The organism is Yokenella regensburgei, from assembly GCF_051486985.1.
Classification (GTDB): Bacteria; Pseudomonadota; Gammaproteobacteria; order Enterobacterales; family Enterobacteriaceae; genus CBFFRJ01.
In genome coordinates this window covers 42,581-63,387 of record NZ_JAHVDV010000012.1, presented here as the reverse complement: position 1 = coordinate 63,387, position 20,807 = coordinate 42,581, and the positions used below count along the sequence as shown (strand labels likewise).

Genomic DNA, 20,807 nt, shown 5'->3' with positions numbered 1-20,807 from the left:
GGCTTCATGTCTCTTTTTCGGTGTTATTTTACCGCACTGTGTAGCTCAGCTGCTGCTGCGTTTCCTTTCACTCTACGTGACCAGATAGAGGTCAGGATCGGCACAAGAATTGAGGTCACGATGACCGATGTCGCCACCAGCGCAGTAGCGGCCGGTGCCATCGCTTTAAACTCCGGTACCATCTCCGCAATCAGCACCGGTGTTGCCACCGCTGCACCTGCCGAGCTGGAGGCTGCAATCCCCGCCGTCCCATCGCCACCGCCAATGAGCTTGTCAGCAATAATCAACGGGATGCCGGTTATCACAATGACCGCCAGCCCCAGCAGAATCCCCAACAAACCGGTCTGCGCTATCACACTTAAATCAATGGTATTACCAAGCGCGAAGGCGAAAAAGGGAATCAAAGTCTGCACCGCGCGGGTAAAGAACTCCCGCAGTTCCGGGTCGAGATTCCCGAGGCCAAAACCAATCAGGAACGGTAGCACGGCACCAACAAAGACATGGGGTTCAAATGACGCGATACCCGCCGTACCGAGGATAACCATCGTCATCAGCGGACCCGATTCCAGAGACATCAGCACAAACGCCCCGGCCTCCTCTTTAGTGCCATACTGCTGCATGATAGAGGCGTAAAGACCGCCGTTGGTCATGTCCATTGAGGCGACCAGCGCCAGCGTCGACAGCCCGGCAAAAAAGCCGGCCTCCACACCGTGAGCCGGAATCAGACGTGAAGTCACCGCCGCGACCACCCAGGCCACCGCAATTTTCGTCACCACCAGGGTACCGGATTTTCGCAGCACCGTGCCGGTTGCACTGAGCTTGATGGATGCACCCATGCAGAAGAACCACACCGCCAGAATAGGCACCGTACCGGTGATCATGCCGTTGGTGAAGGAGCCAAAATACTTACCGGCACCCGGAGAGAAGGTATGGCACAGCGCACCAAGGAACAGCGGAACCAGCATCATCCCGCCGGGGATTTTTTCAATTGCACGTTTGATTTGCATATCGCCACCTGTCAAAAAATCACTGATTTTTGTGCGCCATCTCGCCCATTTACCGAAACGTTTCCAGCGCTGATGGCGAAATGTTAGACCTTCGTCACACCCGGAAAAGTGATCTCACATGCAAAATTAAAACAATATTTCATTTTTATCAGATCAGCGTTTCTATCATTCCTTCCCCCGGTCTGGCCCATAAAAAAGCCCCTGCTGACAACGTCAGCAGGGGCTGGACTCACCCGCAAGGCGCGGGAGATAACGAGAAATTACTTCTTAGCGGCGAAACGTGCTGCTGCTTCGTCCCAGTTCACCACGTTCCAGAACTCTTTGATGTAGTCCGGGCGGCGGTTCTGGAATTTCAGGTAGTAGGCGTGTTCCCACACGTCCAGACCCAGAATCGGGAAGCCAGATGCACCGGAGATAGCTTCACCCATCAGCGGGGAATCCTGGTTTGCAGTAGAAACCACAGCCAGTTTATCGCCTTTCAGCACCAGCCACGCCCAGCCAGAGCCGAAGCGCGTCGCTGCTGCTTTTTCAAATTCAGCTTTGAAGTTATCAACAGAACCGAAATCACGCTCGATAGCCGCTTTCAGATCACCCTGCAGGGTGGTGTCTTTTTTCAGGCCTTTCCAGAACAGGCTGTGGTTAGCATGACCACCTGCGTTGTTACGCAGTACGGTTTTTTTGTCAGCCGGCAGTTGATCCAGCTTGGTGATCAGCTCTTCAACAGGGAGGCTGGCAAATTCTGGCAGGCTTTCCAGCGCCGCGTTGGCATTGTTAACGTAGGTCTGGTGATGTTTAGTGTGATGGATTTCCATCGTCTGCTTGTCGAAATGAGGTTCAAGTGCATCGTACGCATAAGGCAGGGATGGCAGTGTATAGCTCATACTAATCTCCATTATTGTCGGGCGGCAGGTATGTTAACGCCGCGTAAGCAGTTGGTTCATTATAGTTAGTTAAATGCTATTGAAAATGTTTATCAATGCCGTAGTTTTATTATGGTTATAACATTCTGTTATGTAAACAAGTCTATGTGGCATAAAGGAATGTCGCGACGCGAGGATACTATGCCGCGTCGTTATGGCGCTGCCGCCACTGGCTGGGCGTCATACCCGTTTCGCGCGTGAAGACGACAGAAAAATAGTTACTGTCTTCAAAGCCACAGCGTGTGGAGACCTCGCCAATCATCAGTTCGCTATGCTGCAATAAATACTGCGCATGGCAAATCCGCAGCTGGCGCAGATAGTGGTTAATGGTCATGCCGGTCTGGGTGCGAAACTGCTGGCGAAGCGCCCGTTCGCTGCACTGCTCCTGTTCACAAAACTGTTCCAGCAGGAAGCTGCGGTTAAGGCTACCGGAGAGGGCGGTGATGAGTTTGTCCAGCAATGGCTCACTGTTCACCGCGGCCAGATTGTCAGTGGCAAAGCGATGACGCTTTAAGGTCATCACCAGTTGGGCGAACAGGACTTCCGCCATGGCGTTCGCGAGAGGGTCGTTTTTCGTACTCTCCTGCTCAAGCTGCGTAATGACCTGGCGCGCCTGAGCCATGCCGGTGCTGCCTATGCGCCAGTGGGGCATCCATTCAGAACCGTGACACCCCGGAATGTGCGCCGCCCAATCAAGATTGAGTGATAGTCGATCCGGGCAATAGATAATATTTTGCAGCACCAGGTCGTTGACCGAGGCATAGGAGTGTTTATCTTCAGCGCGAATGTAAAACAGATCGCCGCGGGTAATGCGCCAGGGGCGATCGTTAAGAACGTGCAGGCCATTGCCTCGCCAGACCAGCACCAGTTCATAAAACTCGTGCGTATGCTCCGCAAACACATTTTGCGGATAGCGATCCGCCACAGCGACGGTCTGCCCTGCCCGTGGGAAAAAATCGGCGCTACGAAGAATTAACTGGCTTGCCACAACATCACCTCAGCCTAAGACAACCGGTAACTATTAGCTGATTTACAAAACAAAATCGGTGACAGCCTTCTCGTTACCGTTATTGCAGTTGCACATCGCGTCCCTGACGAATATCACGCGGTGACCAGTTAAATTCCCGGCGAAAAAGCGTTGAAAAGTGGTTACTGTCGCCAAAACCGCAGCGATAAGCGATATCCGTGATGCTATCATCCCCATGACGCAGCATATGACGCGCTTTAATCAGTCTCAGGCGGTTGAGATAACGCTGCGGCGTCAGGCCGGTGTAGCTTTTAAGCTGGCGGTGCAGCGTTCGCAGTGACAGCGCGTACTGGTCTGCCAGTGACTCCCAGCACACCTCTTCTGCAAAATGATCCTCAAGCCAGGACATCAACTGATTCAGTCGCGCATCGTTACTGATTGCCCCCTCTTCCAGGCTGCTTTTTCGCAGCAACACCAGCAACTGCATAAAGAGAATTTCGCGGTTAGCGGTGGTCGGCATATCCAGCCCATCCCCCAGCGTTTCCATCTGGCCGATTATCTGGCGAACCTGCTGAAGCACACACTGATTAACGCGCCAGTGGGACGGGTAATGACCATCCTGCTCCTGTGGCAGCAGTTCGTTTAAGCCCGCCAGGAACCTGAACGCATCCGGCGAGCGGTAGAGCACATTGGTCAGACAGAGGTTGTCAGTATGTTCATATAAATGCCTGTCATGATCGCGCACGAAGCAGACTGTGCCACCGCTTATGGTATACGACTGACCATTAAAAACATGGATACCCGTGCCGTGCTCTACGATAACAATCTCATGGAAATCATGGTGATGCTCAGGAAATGCCGCCTGGGGCAATCGCGGTTCGATAGCCACTGGCGTGATGCCCGAAGGAAAAAAATCCACGCTGTGTAATACGGTCATGATTGCCCTACTCACTAATGAGAAATGTTCTCAAAATAGTAATTAAGGGTAACGATTCGCACCTTGAATTTTTGACCGCAAACGCGGCAAAGCCTGTCGGTTTTTTAAGAAAGCGCGTGAAAGATCAGGAATTGCGGCATCCGTCACACCTGTAACGCGCCTCACTTTTACCCGAAAGTGTGAACTCTCTCACTTTCACCTTTGCTTTCTTGCCAGTCCCTCATGGCGACTGTCAGTAACAAGAAGGTTACCTGAGCGTCCTTTTTTTAGAGTGGGGGTAACAACTCTCACAAGGACCTCACCATGACTTTTCGCCATTGTGTCGCCGTCGATCTTGGTGCTTCCAGCGGCCGCGTAATGCTGGCCTGCTACGCGACAGAACAGCGGATGCTCACGCTGCGTGAAGTTCATCGCTTCGCCAATTATCTGGAAAAAAAACAGGGTGCCGACTGCTGGGATATCGACGCGCTTGAAGATGAAATCTGTCTGGGGCTGGAAAAAGCCTGTGCCGAGGGTGTGAAGATCGACAGCATTGGTATCGACACCTGGGGCGTGGATTATGTACTGATTGATAAACACGGGCAGCGAGTAGGCCTCCCCGTCTCCTATCGCGACCACCGCACCGATGGCATCATGGCACGCGCCCAGGCGGCACTCGGCAAAGCCGACATCTATCGCCGCAGCGGGATTCAGTTTCTCCCCTTTAACACGCTCTATCAGCTCTATGCCCTCGCCCAGCAGCAGCCGGACGTCGTGAACGCAACAGAACATGCTCTGCTGATCCCTGACTATTTCAGCTTCCGCCTGACCGGTAATCTGAACTGGGAATACACGAATGCCACCACCACCCAACTGGTCAATATTGAAACCGACAACTGGGACGATACGCTGCTCGACTGGACGGGCGTACCCGCATCCTGGTTTGGTACTCCGACGCATCCGGGCAATGTGATCGGCCACTGGAACAGCCCACAGGGCGAGGCCATTCCGGTCGTCGCCGTTGCCAGCCATGATACCGCCAGCGCCGTCATCGCCTCGCCGCTGAAACATACCAGCGCCGCCTATCTCGCGTCCGGCACCTGGTCGCTGATGGGTTTTGAGAGCACCACGCCTTACACCGGTGACGAGGCCCTGGCCGCCAATATCACTAACGAAGGGGGGGCGGAAGGGCGTTACCGGGTACTAAAAAATATCATGGGCTTATGGCTGCTCCAGCGCGTACTGAAAGAGCATCAGGTGGAAGACCTGCCTGCGCTGATTGCCGGGGCCAGCGCGCTGCCTTCATGCCAGTTCGTTATCAACCCCAACGACGAACGCTTCATCAACCCGCGCAATATGAGTGAGGAGATCCAGGCCGCCTGTCGCGAAAGCCAGCAGCCTGAGCCGCACAGCGATGCCGAGCTGGCACGCTGCATTTTTGACAGCCTGGCGCTGCTCTATGCCGATGTCCTGAGCGAGCTCGCCCGCCTTCGCGGTACACCCTTTACCCAACTGCATATTGTCGGCGGCGGCTGCCAGAACCAGCTTCTGAACCAACTTTGTGCCGATGCCTGCGGTCTGCCCGTGGTGGCAGGCCCGATTGAAGCCTCCACCCTTGGCAATATTGGCGTGCAACTGATGACACTGAACGAACTGAAGAGTGTCGATGCTTTTCGTGACGTTGTTGCCGCGAGCTACGCGCTGACAACCTACACCCCCAATCCTGATAACGAAATTGCCCGCTACGTCGTGCGGTTTCAGCAAAAACGACAGACTAAGGAGCTTTGCGCATGACCACTCAACTTGAACACGCCTGGGAAATCGCTAAACAGCGCTTCAATGCAGTAGGCATTGATGTCGAAGAGGCGCTGCGCCAGCTCGACAGACTACCGGTCTCCATGCACTGCTGGCAGGGCGATGACGTTGCTGGTTTTGAAAACCCGGAAGGCAGCCTGACCGGCGGCATTCAGGCGACCGGCAACTATCCGGGCAAAGCGCGTAGCGCCACTGAATTGCGAGCGGATCTGGAACAGGCACTGAGTTTGATCCCAGGTCCTAAGCGCCTGAACCTGCATGCGATTTATCATGAAGCAGGCCCCACCGTCAGTCGCGATGCCATCAGGCCTGAACACTTCAAAAACTGGGTTGAGTGGGCAAAAGCCAACAAACTGGGTCTGGACTTTAACCCCTCCTGTTTCTCACACCCGCTGAGCGCCGATGGCTTTACCCTCTCCCATGCCGACCCGAAAATCCGTCAGTTCTGGATTGACCACGTGAAGGCCAGCCGTCGCGTTTCTGCGTACTTCGGTGAGCAGCTTGGCACGCCGTCGGTAATGAACATCTGGGTACCGGACGGCATGAAAGACATCACCGTTGACCGCCTCGCCCCCCGTCAGCGTTTAATGGCCGCCCTTGACGAAGCGCTGAGCGAGAAGTTCGACCAGGCGCATCACATTGACGCCGTTGAGAGCAAACTGTTTGGCATTGGGGCAGAGAGCTACACCGTTGGCTCCAACGAATTCTGCCTGGGCTACGCCGCCAGTCGCCAGACTGCATTGTGTCTTGATGCCGGCCACTTCCACCCAACCGAAGTGATTTCCGACAAAATCTCCGCCGCCATGCTCTATGTGCCGCGCCTGCTGCTGCACGTCAGCCGCCCGGTACGCTGGGACAGTGACCATGTGGTGCTGCTGGACGACGAAACCCAGGCGATTGCCAGCGAGATTGTGCGTCACAACCTGTTCGACCGCGTACACATCGGCCTCGATTTCTTTGATGCCTCTATCAACCGTATCGCCGCCTGGGTCATCGGTACCCGCAATATGAAGAAAGCTCTGCTGCGTGCCCTGCTGGAGCCGGTTGAGCAACTGCGTCAACTGGAAGCCGAAGGTGATTACACCGCGCGCCTGGCACTGCTGGAAGAGCAGAAATGCCTGCCGTGGCAGGCCGTGTGGGAGATGTACTGCCAGCGTCACGACACACCGGCCGGTAGCCAGTGGCTCCAGAGCGTACGCGCTTATGAGAAAGAGGTGTTGAGTAACCGCGGGTGATTGACCCTCGCCCCGACCCCCTTCCTTAAAGGGAGAGGGAGAAGACCGAACCGTTCCCTCGCCCCAGTGCACCGGGGTTATGGAGAATACCGAATCGTTCCCCCGCTCCAGTGCACCGGGGTTATGGAGAGTACCAAACCGTTCCCCCGCTCCAGTGCACCGGGGTTATGGAACGCACCGAACAGTTCCCTCGCCCCTTTGGGGAGAGGGTTAGGGTGAGGGGAAAACCTCGCCGATTAAACAGGAACCGAAAGACTATGCAGAACATTATCAACGCCTGGTTCACCCAGGGCATGATCAAAGCCACCAGCGATGCCTGGCTTAAAGGCTGGGATGAGCGCAACGGCGGTAACCTGACGCTGCGTCTGGATGATGCTGACATCGCCCCCTATGAAGCTGATTTCCATGCTGAGCCGCGTTATATCGCGCTGAGCCAGCCGATGCCGCTGCTCGCCAACACGCCGTTTATCGTCACCGGTTCCGGCAAATTCTTCCGTAACGTTCAGCTCGACCCTGCCGCTAACCTCGGTGTGGTAAAAGTGGACAGCGACGGCGCGGGCTACCACATTCTATGGGGTCTGACGAACGAAGCGGTGCCGACCTCTGAACTGCCGGCCCACTTCCTGTCACACTGCGAGCGCATCAAGGCTACCGACGGCAAAGACCGTGTCATCATGCACTGTCATGCCACCAACCTGATCGCCCTGACCTACGTGCTGGAGAATGATTCCGATCTTATCACCCGCAAACTGTGGGAAGGGAGCACCGAGTGTCTGGTGGTCTTCCCGGACGGCGTAGGCATTCTGCCGTGGATGGTGCCGGGTACTGACGAAATCGGTCAGGCTACCGCCCAGGCGATGAACAAACATTCACTGGTGCTGTGGCCGTTCCACGGCGTTTTCGGCAGCGGCCCGACGCTGGACGAGACCTTTGGTCTTATCGATACCGCGGAGAAATCTGCAGAAGTGCTGGTGAAAGTCTACTCCATGGGCGGCATGAAGCAGACCATCACCCGCGAAGAGTTGATCGCGTTGGGTAAACGCTTTGGCGTCACCCCGCTGGCCAGTGCATTAGAGCTGTACCACTAAGAACGTCTAATACCCTAAATAATTTGAGTTGCAGGAAGGCGGCGACGCAGTGAATCTCCGGGAGCTTACAAGAGTAAGTGACCGGGTGAGCGAGGAAAGCCAACGCACCTGCAACTTGAAGTATGACGGGTATATAACCCCTTCGGGCAACGATCCGAAGGGGAAACTCTGTTACCTGCAAACAATCTATTCCTATGGATTTCGCAGTGCAGGAAGGCAGCGTCGCAGCGAATTTCCGGGCGCTTACAACAGTAAGTAACCGGGGTTCGTGAGAACGCCAACGCACCTGCAATGCGAATGACGACGGGAATCTAACTCAGTGGAGTAAAAGCAATGAAAATAAAGACAAGCTTAATCCTCACCGTTGCCGCTCTGGCGTTGTCCGGTTCCGCTTTAGCAGAAGTCAAAATTGCCCTTGTAGCGAAATCATTAGGAAATGGTTTTTTTGAAGCAGCAAACACCGGCGCGCAGGAAGCTGCCAAAGAGTTAGGTGATGTCAAAGTTATCTATACCGGCCCGACCACCACCACCGCAGAAGCACAGATCGAAGTGCTTAACGGCCTGATCGCTCAGGGTGTGGATGCGATCGCGATTTCCGCCAACGATCCCGATGCCGTGGTCCCGGTACTGAAAAAAGCCATGCAGCGCGGCATTAAAGTCGTCTCCTGGGACTCTGGCGTGGCGAAAGGCGGTCGTCAGATTCACCTGAACCCGTCTAACAATGCCCTGATTGGCGAAACCAACGTCAAGCTGGCGGCCGATGCGCTGAAAGCACTGAATGTGGAAAAGGGGGACGTGGCTATCCTCAGCGCAACGCCGACCTCCACCAACCAGAACATCTGGATTGATGAGATGAAAAAGGTGCTGCCGAAGTACCCGTCCATCAATCTGGTCACCGTTGCCTACGGTGACGATCTCTCCGATAAGAGCTACCGCGAAGCGGTTGGCCTGCTGAAATCTTACCCGGACCTGAAGGTGATTGTCTCCCCGTCCTCCGTGGGCATCGTGGCGGCAGCGCAGGCGGTGAAAGACCAGGGCAAGATTGGCAAAGTGTACGTCACGGGTCTTGGCCTGCCGTCTGAAATGGCCGGTGCGGTGAAATCCGGGGCGACGAAAAGTTTCGCCATCTGGAACCCCATCGATCTGGGTTATGCCGCAACGTACCTGGCCGATGACTTAGTGAAAGGGACGGCGACCAAAACCGAGGCCAATATGGGCAAACTCGGCAAGGTGAAACTGGATGCCGACGGCAGTGGCGCAATGGCAGAGCCGTTCGTCTACGACGCCAGCAACATTGATAAGTTCTCGAAAATTTTCTAACAACTTCGCCCCTCACCCTAACCCTCTCCCCACAGGGGAGAGGGAACTGATCGAGCCCTTGCTCTTCAGGCGAGAAGGAACCGATCGAGCCCTTGCTCTTCAGGCGAGAAGGAACCGATCGAGCCCTTGCCCTTAAGGCGAGAGGGAACCGATCGAACCCTTGCTCTTCAGGCGAGAAGGAACCGATCGAGCCCTTGCCCTTAAGGCGAGAGGGAACCGATCGAGCCCTTGCCCTTAAGGCGAGAAGGAACCGATCGAGCCCCTTGCCCTTCAGGCGAGAAGGGAACCGATCGAGCCCTTCGCCCTTAAGGCGAGAAGGAACCGATCGAGCCCTTCGCCCTTAAGGCGAGAAGGGAACCGATCGAGCCCTTCGCCCTTCAGGCGAGAAGGGAACCGATCGAGCCCCTCGCCCCTATGGGGAGAGGGGGTGGGGTGAGGGGAAATTTTATGGAGAACATTATGACGGCATCCACACCCCTGCTGTCCCTCAAAGGCATCACCAAGGTATTCCCTGGTGTGCGTGCCCTTGAGAACGTGCAGCTCGACCTCTGGCCCGGCAGCGTCACCGCCCTCATCGGTGAAAACGGCGCGGGCAAGTCCACGCTGGTCAAAGTCATGACCGGTATTTACCAGCCTGAAGAGGGCGAAATCCTTTATAAAGCCATTCCCATTCAGCTTCCGACACCGGAATCTGCGCACAAGGTGGGGATCACCGCCATACACCAGGAAACCGTACTGTTCGACGAGTTGTCCGTCACCGAGAACATTTTCGTCGGTCAGTACATCAGCAAGGGTCTGTTGAAAAAGCTCGACTGGCCCGCCATGCATCAGAAGGCACGGGATATCCTGACCCGCCTCGAAGTGCAGATTGATCCACGTGCCACCCTCAAAACCCTGAGCATCGCCCAGCGCCATATGGTGGCGATTGCCCGTGCGCTGTCATTCGAAGCGCAGGTAGTGATTCTCGACGAACCCACGGCGGCACTGTCTCAGCATGAAATTCTGGAGTTTTATCAAATCGTTGAGCGTTTAAAAAACGAGGGAAAAGCCATCCTCTTTATCTCGCACAAGTTCGATGAAATCTTCGAACTGGCGGACTACTACACCATTCTGCGCGACGGCGTCTATATCGGTTCCGGCGCGATGCAGGATATTACCGAGGAACGCATGGTGTCGATGATGGTCGGGCGCGCCATCACCCAGACCTACCCGAAAGTGGTCTGTGAAAGGGGCAACACGGTGCTGGAGGTGAAAGATCTCTGTCACCCTACCGAGTTTGCCCATATCAATTTCTCTCTGCGTAAGGGGGAAATCCTCGGCTTCTACGGTCTGGTCGGTGCCGGGCGTACCGAGTTGATGCAGGCGCTCTCCGGCGTTTCCCGCCCGTCCTCTGGCGAGATCGTCCTCAATGGCAAAGCGGTGCATTTCCGTCAGCCTGCGGATGCCATTCAGGCCGGGATTGTCTGCGTGCCGGAAGAGCGCCAAAAGCAGGGAGCGATCATTGAACTGCCGATTGCCCAGAACATCAGCCTGCCGCAGCTTGGCAAACTCAACCCCAACGGCGTGCTCAACGATGCCAGAGAGTGGGCGCTGGCGGATGAATACGCCAGACGCCTGCAGGTGAAGGCCTTTAGCTGGAAACAACCAGTGGAAACCCTTTCCGGCGGCAATCAGCAAAAGGTCGTGATCGGCAAATGGCTCGCCACCCACCCGGATGTGATCATCCTCGACGAACCGACGAAAGGCATTGATATCGGTTCGAAAGCGGCGGTGCACCAGTTTATGTCCGAACTGGTCTCCCACGGACTAGCGGTGATCATGGTGTCGTCGGAACTGCCGGAGGTGATGGGCATGGCGGACAGGATCATTGTGATGCATGAAGGGCTGATGGTGGCGGAATACAACGCCGGTGAAGCCACGGCAGAAACCATCGTCAGCGCCGCCAGCGGTGCCGGTAAGGAGGCAGCATAATGTGGCAACAACTTCTTAAACATCGCGAAGCCCTGCTGGGCGGCGTGGTGGTGCTGATGGTGCTGGCTATCGGCAGCCGCGTGCCGTCGTTTATCGGTCCCGGCAACCTGGTGGAGATGTTTAACGACACCTCCATTCTTATCATCCTCGCGCTCGGGCAGATGATGGTGCTGCTGACCAAAGGCATTGATTTGTCGATGGCGGCCAACCTCGCACTGACCGGCATGATCGTCGCTTTGCTGAACTTCCACTACCCGACAATTCCGGTCTGGGCACTGCTGATTCTGGCTACTGCGCTCGGCCTGGTGATGGGCATGATTAACGGCCTGCTGGTCTGGAAGATGGGCATTCCGGCGATTGTGGTGACGCTCGGTACCATGAGCATCTATCGCGGCATTATCTTCCTGCTTTCAGATGGCGGCTGGATTAACTCACACCAGATGAGCGCTGACTTCCTCAGCCTGCCTCGCACCTCCCTGCTCGGGTTACCGCTGTTGAGCTGGTGTGCCGTAGCGGCATTGCTGCTGGTGGGCTATTTCCTGCGCTACAGCCGCACCGGGCGTGCCCTCTACACCGCTGGCGGCAACGCTACGGCAGCGTACTACACCGGAATCAACGCCGGAAAAATGCAGTTCGTCAGTTTCTGTCTTTCCGGGGCGCTGGCGGGTTTTTGCGGCTACCTGTGGATTTCCCGCTTCGCTGTCGCCTATGTCGACGTGGCTAACGGTTTCGAACTGCAGGTCGTGGCAGCCTGTGTAATTGGCGGTATCAGTACCATGGGCGGAACAGGCCGGGTACTCGGGTGTTTGTTGGGTGCGCTGTTCCTTGGCGTTATCAACAACGCGCTGCCTGTCATCGGTATTTCCCCCTTCTGGCAGATGGCGATTTCCGGCACGGTGATTGTCATTGCGGTTCTGCTGAATGAACGTGGCAACAAACGCAAAGGGCGTCTGATCCTGCGCGATGCAGCCCTGGCACGACAGAAAGTGGCGGTGAAATCATGACCAAAATGCTGACGCCTGACGCGGTGAACAACGTTCCCGTCGCAACGTCCTTCTGGCAGCGCCTGCTCTGCTGGGAAGGTTTTTTACTGGCGGTGACGCTGGCGGTGTTCATTGCCAACTCGCTGGCCTCACCTTATTTCCTCAATATCTGGAACCTCTCAGACGCCACCTTCAACTTCACGGAAAAGGCGATCATCGTGCTGCCCATGGCGATGCTGATCATTGCTCGTGAGATTGACCTGTCGGTCGCCTCCACCATCGCGCTGAGTTCAACGGTGATGGGGTTTTGTGCCGCAGCGGGTCTGGACACGCCGCTGCTGGTCTGCGTCGGACTGGGGGTAGGTCTGCTTTGCGGGCTGTTTAATGGTCTGCTGGTGACGCGCTTTAACCTCTCGTCCATCGTCATCACCATCGGCACCATGAGCCTGTACCGCGGCATCACCTACATTCTGCTGGGCGATCAGGCGCTTAACGCTTACCCGGAGAGCTTCGCCTGGTTTGGTCAGGGCTATGTCTTCGGCGCGCTGTCGTTCGAGTTTGCGCTGTTTATTGTGCTCGCCATCGTCTTTGCTTTTGTACTGCATCGCACCAACTTTGGTCGTCGCACTTACGCCATCGGCAACAACCCGACGGGCGCGTGGTATTCCGGCATCAATGTGAAGCGCCACAACCTGATCCTGTTTGCGCTGGTGGGGCTGATGGCGGGCCTGGCGTCGGTGTTGCTGACGTCACGCCTGGGCAGTACCCGTCCGACGATTGCGATGGGCTGGGAGCTGGCGGTGGTGACGATGGCGGTGCTGGGCGGCGTCAACATTCTTGGCGGCTCTGGCAGCATGGTGGGCGTGGTGATTGCCGCCTTCCTGATGGGGCTTGTGACCTTTGGTCTGAGCCTGCTTAACGTGCCGGGCATTGTGATGTCGATTATCGTCGGCGCGATGCTGATCGTGGTGATTTCTTTGCCAATTATCTACCGCCGGGTCATGCAGCGCAGAAGGGGTTAATTGCCCCTCACCCCTGCCCTCTCCCCAAAGGGGAGAGGGTGAAAACCGCTCTCAGCCATTGTTTGGCTCCTGAGCGCTTGAGCGCACCGGACCATCCCCTCGCACCAAAGGGGAGAGGGTGAAAACTGCTCTCAGCCATTGTTTAGCTCCTGAGCGCTGGAGCGTACCGGACCATCCCCTCGCTCCAAAGGGGAGAGGGTTAGGGTGAGGGGAACAGAATACCTCCGACGGCATGGAGTCTGGCCGCCGGAAAAAATAAAAGTAATTAAGGAGATACATTATGAGCTTTATGTTAGCCCTTCCGAAAATCAGCCTGCATGGTGCGGGTGCAATCGGTGACATGGTCAACCTGGTCGCAGGCAAACAGTGGGGTAAAGCGCTGATTGTGACCGACGGCCAGCTGGTCAAACTCGGCCTGCTGGACAGCCTCTTCGCCGCACTCGACGCCCATCAGATGTCATATCACCTGTTTGATGACGTCTTCCCTAACCCGACCGAAGAACTGGTGCAAAAAGGCTATGAAGCCTACCAGACTGCCGGCTGCGATTACGTGATCGCTTTCGGCGGCGGCAGCCCAATCGATACCGCCAAAGCCGTGAAAATCCTCACCGCTAACCCCGGCCCGTCTACTGCATATTCCGGTGTGGGCAAAGTGACAAATGCGGGCGTGCCGTTGGTCGCCATCAACACCACCGCCGGAACCGCTGCCGAGATGACCAGCAACGCGGTCATCATCGACTCTGCTCGCCAGGTGAAAGAGGTCATCATCGACCCGAACATCATCCCGGATATTGCCGTGGACGATGCCAGCGTGATGCTGGAAATCCCGGCATCTGTAACCGCCGCAACCGGGATGGATGCCCTGACTCACGCTGTAGAAGCCTATGTTTCCGTAGGCGCACATCCGCTTACTGACGCTAATGCGCTGGAAGCCATCCGCCTCATCAATCTGTGGCTGCCCAAAGCGGTCGACGATGGTCACAATATCGAAGCCCGTGAACAGATGGCCTTTGGTCAGTACCTGGCGGGGATGGCGTTTAACAGCGCCGGTCTGGGCCTGGTCCACGCTCTCGCTCACCAGCCGGGCGCCACTCACAATCTGCCGCACGGGGTCTGTAACGCCATCCTGCTGCCGGTAATCGAAAACTTTAACCGACCGAATGCTGTTGCCCGCTTTGCCCGCGTGGCTCAGGCGATGGGTGTTGATACCCGTGGCATGAGCGATGAAGCGGCGAGCATGGCGGCGATTCAGGCCATTCGCGATCTCAGCGCACGCGTGGGCATTCCGTCTGGCTTCAGTCAGCTTGGTGTTACCAAAGAGGATATCGAAGGCTGGCTGGACAAGGCGCTGGCGGACCCCTGCGCACCATGCAACCCGCGCACCGCCAGCCGTGATGAAGTCCGCGAGCTCTACCTGGAGGCTTTATGATCCGTAAGGCCTTTGTGATGCAGGTAAATCCTGACGCGCACGAAGAGTATGAGCGTCGTCATAACCCCATCTGGCCTGAGCTTGAGGCTGTGCTGAAGGCTCATGGCGCACATCACTACGCCATTTACCTTGATAAAGCCCGTAACCTGCTGTTCGCGACAGTGGAAATTGAGTCCGAAGAGCGCTGGAACGCGGTGGCTAACACCGACGTCTGCCAGCGCTGGTGGAAACACATGAGTGATGTGATGCCCTCCAACCCGGACAACAGCCCGGTGAGCACAGAGCTTAACGAAGTGTTTTACCTGGCGTAAAACGCAATAGCTCCTCGCAGGGGGAGCTATTGCCAATACAGATGGGTTTCGACATCCCGCGAATGATGTAATACGCGGATAATGGATATCATTTGCCTGTTTTCTTTATAGAAAATGACATGTTGCCGACAGGGAAATGAACGAATGTCCTGCCCTAATTCCCCTCTTCGCTTGCCAGCACTATGTTGTGCAAGATGACCAAATACGGAAGAGATATGCAGAATGTAGCGATCTGCCTTTTCCATACCGAACATCTCAAAGCCGTATAACCAAATGTTTTCAAGATCTTCATTCGCTTTCGGCGTTAACTCAATCTCTCTCATCCTTTGTCGCCACCCTGGCTTTGATGTTTCTGAGGAAAGCATCCTGCTCCCATTTTTTCGCTTCACCGCTTTCCAGCCCTTCAGATAACAACGCTCTTAGCTGATTTAAACGCGATTGCGCCTGCTGCTCGCGTAGCAGTCTTAAGGAATCACGAACCACTTCACTTTGCGTTCGATAATCCCCGGTAGCGATCAGCGACTCAACAAACTCACGAAGTTCATCGCCCAGATCTACAGTCATTGTACGTGCCATACCTGCTCCAGATGTAAGAACTATTCTTACATTTTAAAACAGCTTTATGCTGTTTTGCCACCATAAGAGCTGCGTTTTTCTGCCTTACCTCGCCTCCAGCGTTCCCCCCGTCACCACCGTAGGTTGCCTGCCGCTCAGCGTAAAGGCTGACACCAGCGTAATCGCCAGCACAAAGCAGCCGAGGATTAAGTAGGTGTCCTGGAAGCCAATCCGGTCATACATGTTGCCGGCAAACGCGGAGAGGAATATCGCCGCCAGCTGTTTGGCGAAGTTAAAACCAATCAGATAGATAGTCGCCGACAGGCGGGTATCAAAGACGCCCGTGATGTACTTGAATGCCCCCACCAGCAGGAACGGCACCTCCAGCGCGTGGAGCATTTTCAGCGCGATCACTTCATAAACCGTAGTGGCAAACGACGAACCAATAATGCGAGTTGTCATCATCAGTCCGGCAATCAGCAACGTGTTTTTGGCACCAATGCGGTTAATGATCCACGGCGAGCAGAACATAATGACTGCGTTACATAATTCCCCTGCCGTGGTGGTAAAACCAAAGGCTTTGGTTCCCGCCTGTGGGGTATCAAAAAAGGACTTAAAGAAGGTGGCAAACTGCTGGTCGAAGACGTCATACACGCAGGCCACGCCCACCACGTACAGAATAAACATCCACATCTTTTTCATGCGAAACAGGTCGATGACCATACGGATATTAATGGTCGCCGGGCGGCTTTCACCTGTCCCCACGGTGAGGGTTTCCTGCGACTGCACCTTCGCCAGCGCCAGCAACACCATTAACACGACGGCTGCCGCAGAGCCCATCCAGAAGACAAACGCCGGGTTAATGCTGAACAGAATGCCAGCGGTCGAAGCACACAGCCCCCAGCCGAGGCAGCCAAACATGCGTGCTTTACCATATTCGAAATGGCTGTGGCGGCTTACCTTCTCCACATAGGCTTCAATGGCACCGGAGCCCGCAGAAAAGACAAAGCCAATATATAAGCCTCCTGCCAGCGCACCGGCCCAGATGTTGAATTTCAACAACGGGGCGAAAACGTACAGGAAGAACGGCGCGAAGAGTACCAACATGCTGACGATCACCCACAGCATGTTTTTCTTCAGTCCAAGTTTGTCAGAAACCACGCCCAGAATCGGCTGGAAAGAGATGGCTGAAAGCGACATGCAGGAAAAGACAATGCCAGTGTGGGTTTTACTGAGGCCAATTTCATCCGAGAGCCAGATAGGCAGGAATGGAAAACAGGTGGCCATGATGAAGAAATACAAAAATACGAAGATGCCAAAGATCCAGAACGTCGGGTTATTTTTATGGGTACAGGGGGTCGTGTTCATTCTTATTATCCTCAGAAGTGAGGCCGCAGCGCGGCCCCGTTAGGGTCACACGCGTTCAAAACCGACCAAAATAGCGCTTTCCGGATCGAGCACTGGTAGCGCGAGCCCCGCCTGCATCAGCCACTCCCCGCTGACGATTTGCGGTACCGTCATCCATGCCGGAAGCTGGCGCATGGTGTGGCCTCCCTCATCGGTAATACGGATGTTCGGGTGATCGAGAAGCGTAATGCGATACCGCGCCTGAGCCTCCAGACCGGCAAGGCGCAGGGGGGCCAGCAGCGTATAGTCCGGCATCGCCAGTTGGCTGACGGTATACAGCGCCTGGCGTTTATCCTGACTCACGATCCCTTGTACCAGCGTGGTGCTGTCCGGCATATCAATACGCCACTGCGTGCCGCTGTGAATCACTTCACGCCACTGTTTATAGAGCGCGGCGTAGTGGCGGTAGCCTGCACGCTCTTTGGCATCGGCATTGACCGGATCCAGCTCCAGACCGAGATGCCCGAACAGCGCCGTCAGGCCGCGAAACTCAATGCTGTGCTGGCGCCAGGTGGCATGGCAACGGTGATTGCCGATGTGCGCACCCATCACTTCCGGCGGGAAGAAATAGCTCATGCCGCGCTGGATAATATTACGTTCCAGCGCATCGTTGTTATCCGATGCCCAGAAGCGGTGGCAACGGGTCAATACTTCATAATCGATGCGTCCACCGCCCGCCGAACAGGACTCAAATTCAATATGCGGGAACCGGCTGCGTAGGGTGTCGAGCAGGCGGTAGTAGGCGCGGGTTTGCGCGTCAGCCGCAGCGCGACGCCCCTGACCCGGCTGCACCAGTTCGCGGTTCATGTCCCACTTCACATAGTCAATCTCATGCTCGCCAAGCAACCAGCTCATACGCGCCAGCAGGTAATCAAACGCCTCAGGGATCGTGATGTTCAGTACCAGTTGATGGCGGCCGAGGATCTGCGAATAGCCCTCCAGCGCCAGCACCCAGTCGGGATGGGCACGGTACAAATCCGAGTTCGGACTGATCATCTCCGGCTCAACCCAGATGCCGAACTCCATGCCCAGCGCTTTAACATGGTCGATAACGGGCCGCAGCCCATCCGGGTATTTCCCCTCATCCAGATACCAGTCGCCGAGCGCGGCAAAGTCGTCGTTACGCCCTTTGTACCAGCCGTCATCAATGATGAAGCGCTCTACGCCGAGCGCGGCAGCCTCTTCGGCCATCTTCATGATGTGCGCCGGGTTATGGTCAAAATAGATGCCTTCCCAGGTGTTAAGGTGCACCGGGCGCGGCTTGTCCCCGACGAAACGGATAACCCTGGCACGCAGGAATCGATGGAACTGCTGGCTCATGCCGTTCAGCCCCTGCGCGGAGTGGCTGGCGTAGAGCCACGGGGTCCACAAGGTTTCTCCTTCCGCTAGCGCCATTTCACCAGGCAGATAGAGCGCTTCAGCCTGAAGATAGCGACGGCCGTCGGTTTTCACTTCCGCACGCAGGCGGTGGTTGCCGCTCCAGCCCAGATGCACGCCCCAGACGCTGCCCTGCGATTCACTGAAGTGCGGGCTACCAGTCATCAGCGCCGGGAAGTGTTCATGAGAGGTGCGCCCGCGACGGTTTTCAATCACAAAGCTGTCGTGTTCAAGGGTGACGCGGTGCGGCTGAAATTCGCGGATCCAGCGTCCATGAAACGCCATCACGTCACGAGCGTACTCCGCAACCGGCAGCGTCACGGCCAGCCGATTCACCTGCCAGTCATCCGCCATCAGGTTGGCCAGGCCATGGCGAATTTGTAGCACGCCGGTCGCGTCGAGACGCAGTTTGCTGGTCAGTTGCAGCCCCGCCACCACGTCTTCGCTGGTCAGGGTCACGCTTTGCTCATGATGTTGCACATCGATAGTGGTGAAAATCGGCGAGCCGTCCAGCCCATTACGGTGCCCTTCCAGCCCCGGCGAACCAAACAGGCCATGCCCGGATTCCGCCATCAATGTGACCGGGGAATCTACGTCCAGTCTGCCGTTAGCAACCGGGCGTACCAGGCTTTGCGCATCCTCGGGCGAGTAGTGATGGAGGTGCGGCCCCCAGTAAACGATTTCAGCAAAAGGGTGGGTTTTAATAACCACATCGGTTGTTGCGCTTTCAAGGCGCAGATAACGAGCTTCCATAGGGCGTCTCCAGATTCGGGATGCCGCTATCCTTGATCCGAAACGTTTCGGATCACAACCGAAACGTTTTGGTTATGTGATCTACTCAAAAATTTGCGCATTGAATGAGAGAAGTCAGGCGGTGACGCCGGGGCGGAATTCGGTCTGCCAGAGCACCTGTAATTGGCCTACAGGTTCGCCCGCAATAAGCTGAAGTACCATGTCGGCAATCTGCTTACCTACCGCTTCGCGGGTGGCCTGCACGACGGCGGCGACATCCACGTCGACAATGCTGTCGTCGGGTAATCCGTCATATACCACCAATGCCACACGGTTGTCACCGAGCAGTTTTCCTTGCTTGATCAGTGCCATAGCGGCACCGTCCCCGTGAGTGTTGCAGTCGGTAATAATGGCCTGTGGCGGTTCGGGCAGCGCAAGAAGGGCTTCTACTGCCTGGTAGCCCGCACGGCGTGAAGGGGGCAACATGCGGAGCCATTCGCTCGATAAGCCGCTGTCGCGCAGCGCATCCAGGTAGCCCTGGCGTCGCTGAGTAATAAACGCCTGATTGTTGTTCTCACCCAGTAGCGCAATACGCTGATGGCCTTTTTCAATAAGGTAACGGGTAGCGCGATAAGTCCCGGCATAGTTATCAAAATCAAACCACGCATAAGGCCTTGCAAGCTGGCTGCGCCCCAGCGCGAGGAAGGGAAAACCGGTGGCCTGCAACTGCGCCAGCCGGACGTCATTGTCCAGCGTGTGGGCAACAATCAGCGCATCCACCCGGCGACTTTGCACCATGCGCAAATAGCTGTGCTTGTCCGCCAGGTCATCATCAGCAATCAACAGTAAATCGATATCGTGGTTCGCCAGCTCCCGGCTGATCTCCCCCACCATTTCCATAAATACGCTGTTATTGAGCGGCACCGGGTGTACCGGAAAAACCAGCCCGACAGCATCGATTTTGCCCATCTTCAGGCGGCGGGCCAGGGTATTAGGGCGATAGCCGCGTCTGTCCGCTTCAGCCTGCACACGGGCACGCGTCTCCTGCGAGACATCATCATAGCCGTTCAGCGCACGGCTGACGGTGGTGACGGAAATACCGAGTTGTTTGGCGATTGCTTTAAGTGACATACCTTACCCTGTCTTTGTCAGCGCAGCTGTTCCCGTCCAGCGGGCATGCGGTGCGGTGGCTTAATTCTGTTCTGCGACCAGAATGGCCTGGGTGTCAGGCTCCAGCGCCTTAAAAATATGCTCAAGATCGGCAGGGTAACAGATGTAATCCCCTGCGCTGAGTTCTTCCGGCGATTCCATCAGCCCCACTATCGCCCGACCCCGGGTCACAATAATGTGCTCAACGGAACCTGGCGGGTGCGGCTGCGAAATGCGATCGGCTCCGGGCTGTGCGTCCAGAAAATAGAGGTCGCGCCGCGCACCCGGCGGGCAGGTAGCCAGCAAGGTGGCCTGATAATGCGCCAGTTCCGCGACCACTTTCGTCCCTTCGCCGCGACGGATCACCTGCGTCTTGTTGGCCTGCGGCTCCAGCAAACGGGCGAAGGGAATATCCAGTGCCACACAAAGCGACCATAACGTTTCCAGGCTAGGATTACCGTTCCCGGCCTCAAGCTGCGAAAGCGTCGATTTCGCAATCCCGGCACGGCGGGCGATCTCCGCCAACGACAGCCCGGTTCTCAGGCGCTCCCGCACCAGACTTTTGGCAATCACGCTAATAGGCTGTGTCATGACACGGCTCCA

19 protein-coding genes are annotated in these 20,807 nt (G+C 56.2%); 9 read left to right on the top strand and 10 right to left on the bottom strand.

Annotated elements, in window-relative coordinates:
• Positions 1 to 23: 23 nt before the first annotated feature.
• The 4 genes from kdgT to rhaS (KXR87_RS10645) form a co-directional block, all read right to left on the bottom strand.
• Positions 24 to 1,007, bottom strand: a complete 984-nt coding sequence (kdgT, locus tag KXR87_RS10660; protein WP_437432239.1) for a 2-keto-3-deoxygluconate transporter — start codon at positions 1,005 to 1,007, stop codon at positions 24 to 26.
• Between the two features lie 260 nt (positions 1,008 to 1,267).
• Positions 1,268 to 1,888, bottom strand: coding sequence for a superoxide dismutase [Mn] (gene sodA, locus KXR87_RS10655; RefSeq protein ID WP_437432238.1), 621 nt, complete (start codon positions 1,886 to 1,888; stop codon positions 1,268 to 1,270).
• Between the two features lie 178 nt (positions 1,889 to 2,066).
• Positions 2,067 to 2,915 (bottom strand): HTH-type transcriptional activator RhaR, encoded by an 849-nt coding sequence (rhaR, locus tag KXR87_RS10650; RefSeq protein WP_437432237.1) that lies wholly within the window; start codon positions 2,913 to 2,915, stop codon positions 2,067 to 2,069.
• Positions 2,916 to 2,994: 79 nt separating this feature from the next.
• The gene (gene rhaS, locus KXR87_RS10645; protein ID WP_437432236.1) at positions 2,995 to 3,831 is read right to left on the bottom strand and encodes an HTH-type transcriptional activator RhaS; all 837 of its coding nucleotides are present in this window, start codon (positions 3,829 to 3,831) and stop codon (positions 2,995 to 2,997) included.
• A 303-nt stretch (positions 3,832 to 4,134) separates the two neighbouring features.
• Between rhaS (KXR87_RS10645) and rhaB the strand changes: the two genes are divergently transcribed.
• The 9 genes from rhaB (at position 4,135) to rhaM (ending at position 14,984) form a co-directional block, all read left to right on the top strand.
• Complete coding sequence (rhaB, locus tag KXR87_RS10640) at positions 4,135 to 5,604, top strand: rhamnulokinase (RefSeq protein ID WP_437432235.1); 1,470 nt, start codon at positions 4,135 to 4,137, stop codon at positions 5,602 to 5,604.
• On the top strand, positions 5,601 to 6,860 hold the full coding sequence (locus KXR87_RS10635) for an L-rhamnose isomerase (protein ID WP_437432234.1): 1,260 nt from the start codon (positions 5,601 to 5,603) through the stop codon (positions 6,858 to 6,860). The genes rhaB and KXR87_RS10635 overlap by 4 nt, the downstream gene beginning before the upstream one ends.
• A 257-nt stretch (positions 6,861 to 7,117) precedes the next feature.
• A complete protein-coding gene (gene rhaD, locus KXR87_RS10630) occupies positions 7,118 to 7,948 on the top strand; it encodes a rhamnulose-1-phosphate aldolase (RefSeq protein WP_437432233.1) in 831 nt (276 codons plus the stop codon).
• A 333-nt stretch (positions 7,949 to 8,281) separates the two neighbouring features.
• Positions 8,282 to 9,268: a rhamnose ABC transporter substrate-binding protein gene (gene rhaS / locus KXR87_RS10625; protein WP_437432232.1), complete on the top strand. Its 987-nt coding sequence runs from the start codon at positions 8,282 to 8,284 to the stop codon at positions 9,266 to 9,268.
• A gap of 459 nt (positions 9,269 to 9,727) precedes the next feature.
• Positions 9,728 to 11,239, top strand: coding sequence for a sugar ABC transporter ATP-binding protein (locus KXR87_RS10620; protein WP_437432231.1), 1,512 nt, complete (start codon positions 9,728 to 9,730; stop codon positions 11,237 to 11,239).
• The gene (locus KXR87_RS10615) at positions 11,239 to 12,243 is read left to right on the top strand and encodes an ABC transporter permease (protein ID WP_437432230.1); all 1,005 of its coding nucleotides are present in this window, start codon (positions 11,239 to 11,241) and stop codon (positions 12,241 to 12,243) included. Before KXR87_RS10620 ends, KXR87_RS10615 begins: the two co-directional genes overlap by 1 nt.
• On the top strand, positions 12,240 to 13,244 hold the full coding sequence (locus tag KXR87_RS10610; protein WP_437432229.1) for an ABC transporter permease: 1,005 nt from the start codon (positions 12,240 to 12,242) through the stop codon (positions 13,242 to 13,244). Before KXR87_RS10615 ends, KXR87_RS10610 begins: the two co-directional genes overlap by 4 nt.
• A gap of 280 nt (positions 13,245 to 13,524) precedes the next feature.
• Positions 13,525 to 14,673: a lactaldehyde reductase gene (fucO, locus tag KXR87_RS10605; protein WP_437432228.1), complete on the top strand. Its 1,149-nt coding sequence runs from the start codon at positions 13,525 to 13,527 to the stop codon at positions 14,671 to 14,673.
• Positions 14,670 to 14,984: an L-rhamnose mutarotase gene (gene rhaM, locus KXR87_RS10600; RefSeq protein ID WP_437432227.1), complete on the top strand. Its 315-nt coding sequence runs from the start codon at positions 14,670 to 14,672 to the stop codon at positions 14,982 to 14,984. Before fucO ends, rhaM begins: the two co-directional genes overlap by 4 nt.
• Before the next feature lie 26 nt (positions 14,985 to 15,010).
• Here rhaM and KXR87_RS10595 read toward each other — a convergent pair whose 3' ends face one another.
• The 6 genes from KXR87_RS10595 to KXR87_RS10570 form a co-directional block, all read right to left on the bottom strand.
• Positions 15,011 to 15,307 carry a type II toxin-antitoxin system RelE/ParE family toxin gene (locus tag KXR87_RS10595; RefSeq protein WP_437432226.1) on the bottom strand — a complete coding sequence of 99 codons (297 nt, stop codon included), beginning with the start codon at positions 15,305 to 15,307 and terminating at the stop codon, positions 15,011 to 15,013.
• Entirely contained in the window at positions 15,294 to 15,560 is a 267-nt protein-coding gene (locus tag KXR87_RS10590; protein ID WP_437432225.1) for a type II toxin-antitoxin system ParD family antitoxin, read from the bottom strand. Before KXR87_RS10590 ends, KXR87_RS10595 begins: the two co-directional genes overlap by 14 nt.
• A gap of 84 nt (positions 15,561 to 15,644) precedes the next feature.
• On the bottom strand, positions 15,645 to 16,907 hold the full coding sequence (locus tag KXR87_RS10585) for an MFS transporter (protein ID WP_437432224.1): 1,263 nt from the start codon (positions 16,905 to 16,907) through the stop codon (positions 15,645 to 15,647).
• 45 nt (positions 16,908 to 16,952) lie between these two features.
• On the bottom strand, positions 16,953 to 19,076 hold the full coding sequence (locus tag KXR87_RS10580; protein ID WP_437432223.1) for an alpha-galactosidase: 2,124 nt from the start codon (positions 19,074 to 19,076) through the stop codon (positions 16,953 to 16,955).
• Between the two features lie 114 nt (positions 19,077 to 19,190).
• Positions 19,191 to 20,186: a LacI family DNA-binding transcriptional regulator gene (locus KXR87_RS10575; RefSeq protein WP_437432222.1), complete on the bottom strand. Its 996-nt coding sequence runs from the start codon at positions 20,184 to 20,186 to the stop codon at positions 19,191 to 19,193.
• A 60-nt stretch (positions 20,187 to 20,246) separates the two neighbouring features.
• Positions 20,247 to 20,795, bottom strand: a complete 549-nt coding sequence (locus KXR87_RS10570) for a helix-turn-helix domain-containing protein (RefSeq protein ID WP_437432221.1) — start codon at positions 20,793 to 20,795, stop codon at positions 20,247 to 20,249.
• Positions 20,796 to 20,807: the final 12 nt, after the last annotated feature.

What these genes read in the sequence shown, in the direction of transcription:
- KXR87_RS10570 (WP_437432221.1), bottom strand. Translation starts at nt 20,795, where the DNA reads ATGACACAGCCTATTAGCGTGATTGCCAAAAGTCTGGTGCGGGAGCGC.
- KXR87_RS10580 (WP_437432223.1), bottom strand. Translation starts at nt 19,076, where the DNA reads ATGGAAGCTCGTTATCTGCGCCTTGAAAGCGCAACAACCGATGTGGTT.
- rhaD (WP_437432233.1), top strand. Translation starts at nt 7,118, where the DNA reads ATGCAGAACATTATCAACGCCTGGTTCACCCAGGGCATGATCAAAGCC.
- rhaM (WP_437432227.1), top strand. Translation starts at nt 14,670, where the DNA reads ATGATCCGTAAGGCCTTTGTGATGCAGGTAAATCCTGACGCGCACGAA.
- sodA (WP_437432238.1), bottom strand. Translation starts at nt 1,888, where the DNA reads ATGAGCTATACACTGCCATCCCTGCCTTATGCGTACGATGCACTTGAA.
- rhaS (WP_437432232.1), top strand. Translation starts at nt 8,282, where the DNA reads ATGAAAATAAAGACAAGCTTAATCCTCACCGTTGCCGCTCTGGCGTTG.
- KXR87_RS10610 (WP_437432229.1), top strand. Translation starts at nt 12,240, where the DNA reads ATGACCAAAATGCTGACGCCTGACGCGGTGAACAACGTTCCCGTCGCA.
- rhaS (WP_437432236.1), bottom strand. Translation starts at nt 3,831, where the DNA reads ATGACCGTATTACACAGCGTGGATTTTTTTCCTTCGGGCATCACGCCA.
- rhaB (WP_437432235.1), top strand. Translation starts at nt 4,135, where the DNA reads ATGACTTTTCGCCATTGTGTCGCCGTCGATCTTGGTGCTTCCAGCGGC.
- KXR87_RS10590 (WP_437432225.1), bottom strand. Translation starts at nt 15,560, where the DNA reads ATGGCACGTACAATGACTGTAGATCTGGGCGATGAACTTCGTGAGTTT.
- KXR87_RS10575 (WP_437432222.1), bottom strand. Translation starts at nt 20,186, where the DNA reads ATGTCACTTAAAGCAATCGCCAAACAACTCGGTATTTCCGTCACCACC.
- KXR87_RS10595 (WP_437432226.1), bottom strand. Translation starts at nt 15,307, where the DNA reads ATGAGAGAGATTGAGTTAACGCCGAAAGCGAATGAAGATCTTGAAAAC.
- KXR87_RS10615 (WP_437432230.1), top strand. Translation starts at nt 11,239, where the DNA reads ATGTGGCAACAACTTCTTAAACATCGCGAAGCCCTGCTGGGCGGCGTG.
- KXR87_RS10635 (WP_437432234.1), top strand. Translation starts at nt 5,601, where the DNA reads ATGACCACTCAACTTGAACACGCCTGGGAAATCGCTAAACAGCGCTTC.
- kdgT (WP_437432239.1), bottom strand. Translation starts at nt 1,007, where the DNA reads ATGCAAATCAAACGTGCAATTGAAAAAATCCCCGGCGGGATGATGCTG.
- KXR87_RS10585 (WP_437432224.1), bottom strand. Translation starts at nt 16,907, where the DNA reads ATGAACACGACCCCCTGTACCCATAAAAATAACCCGACGTTCTGGATC.
- KXR87_RS10620 (WP_437432231.1), top strand. Translation starts at nt 9,728, where the DNA reads ATGACGGCATCCACACCCCTGCTGTCCCTCAAAGGCATCACCAAGGTA.
- fucO (WP_437432228.1), top strand. Translation starts at nt 13,525, where the DNA reads ATGAGCTTTATGTTAGCCCTTCCGAAAATCAGCCTGCATGGTGCGGGT.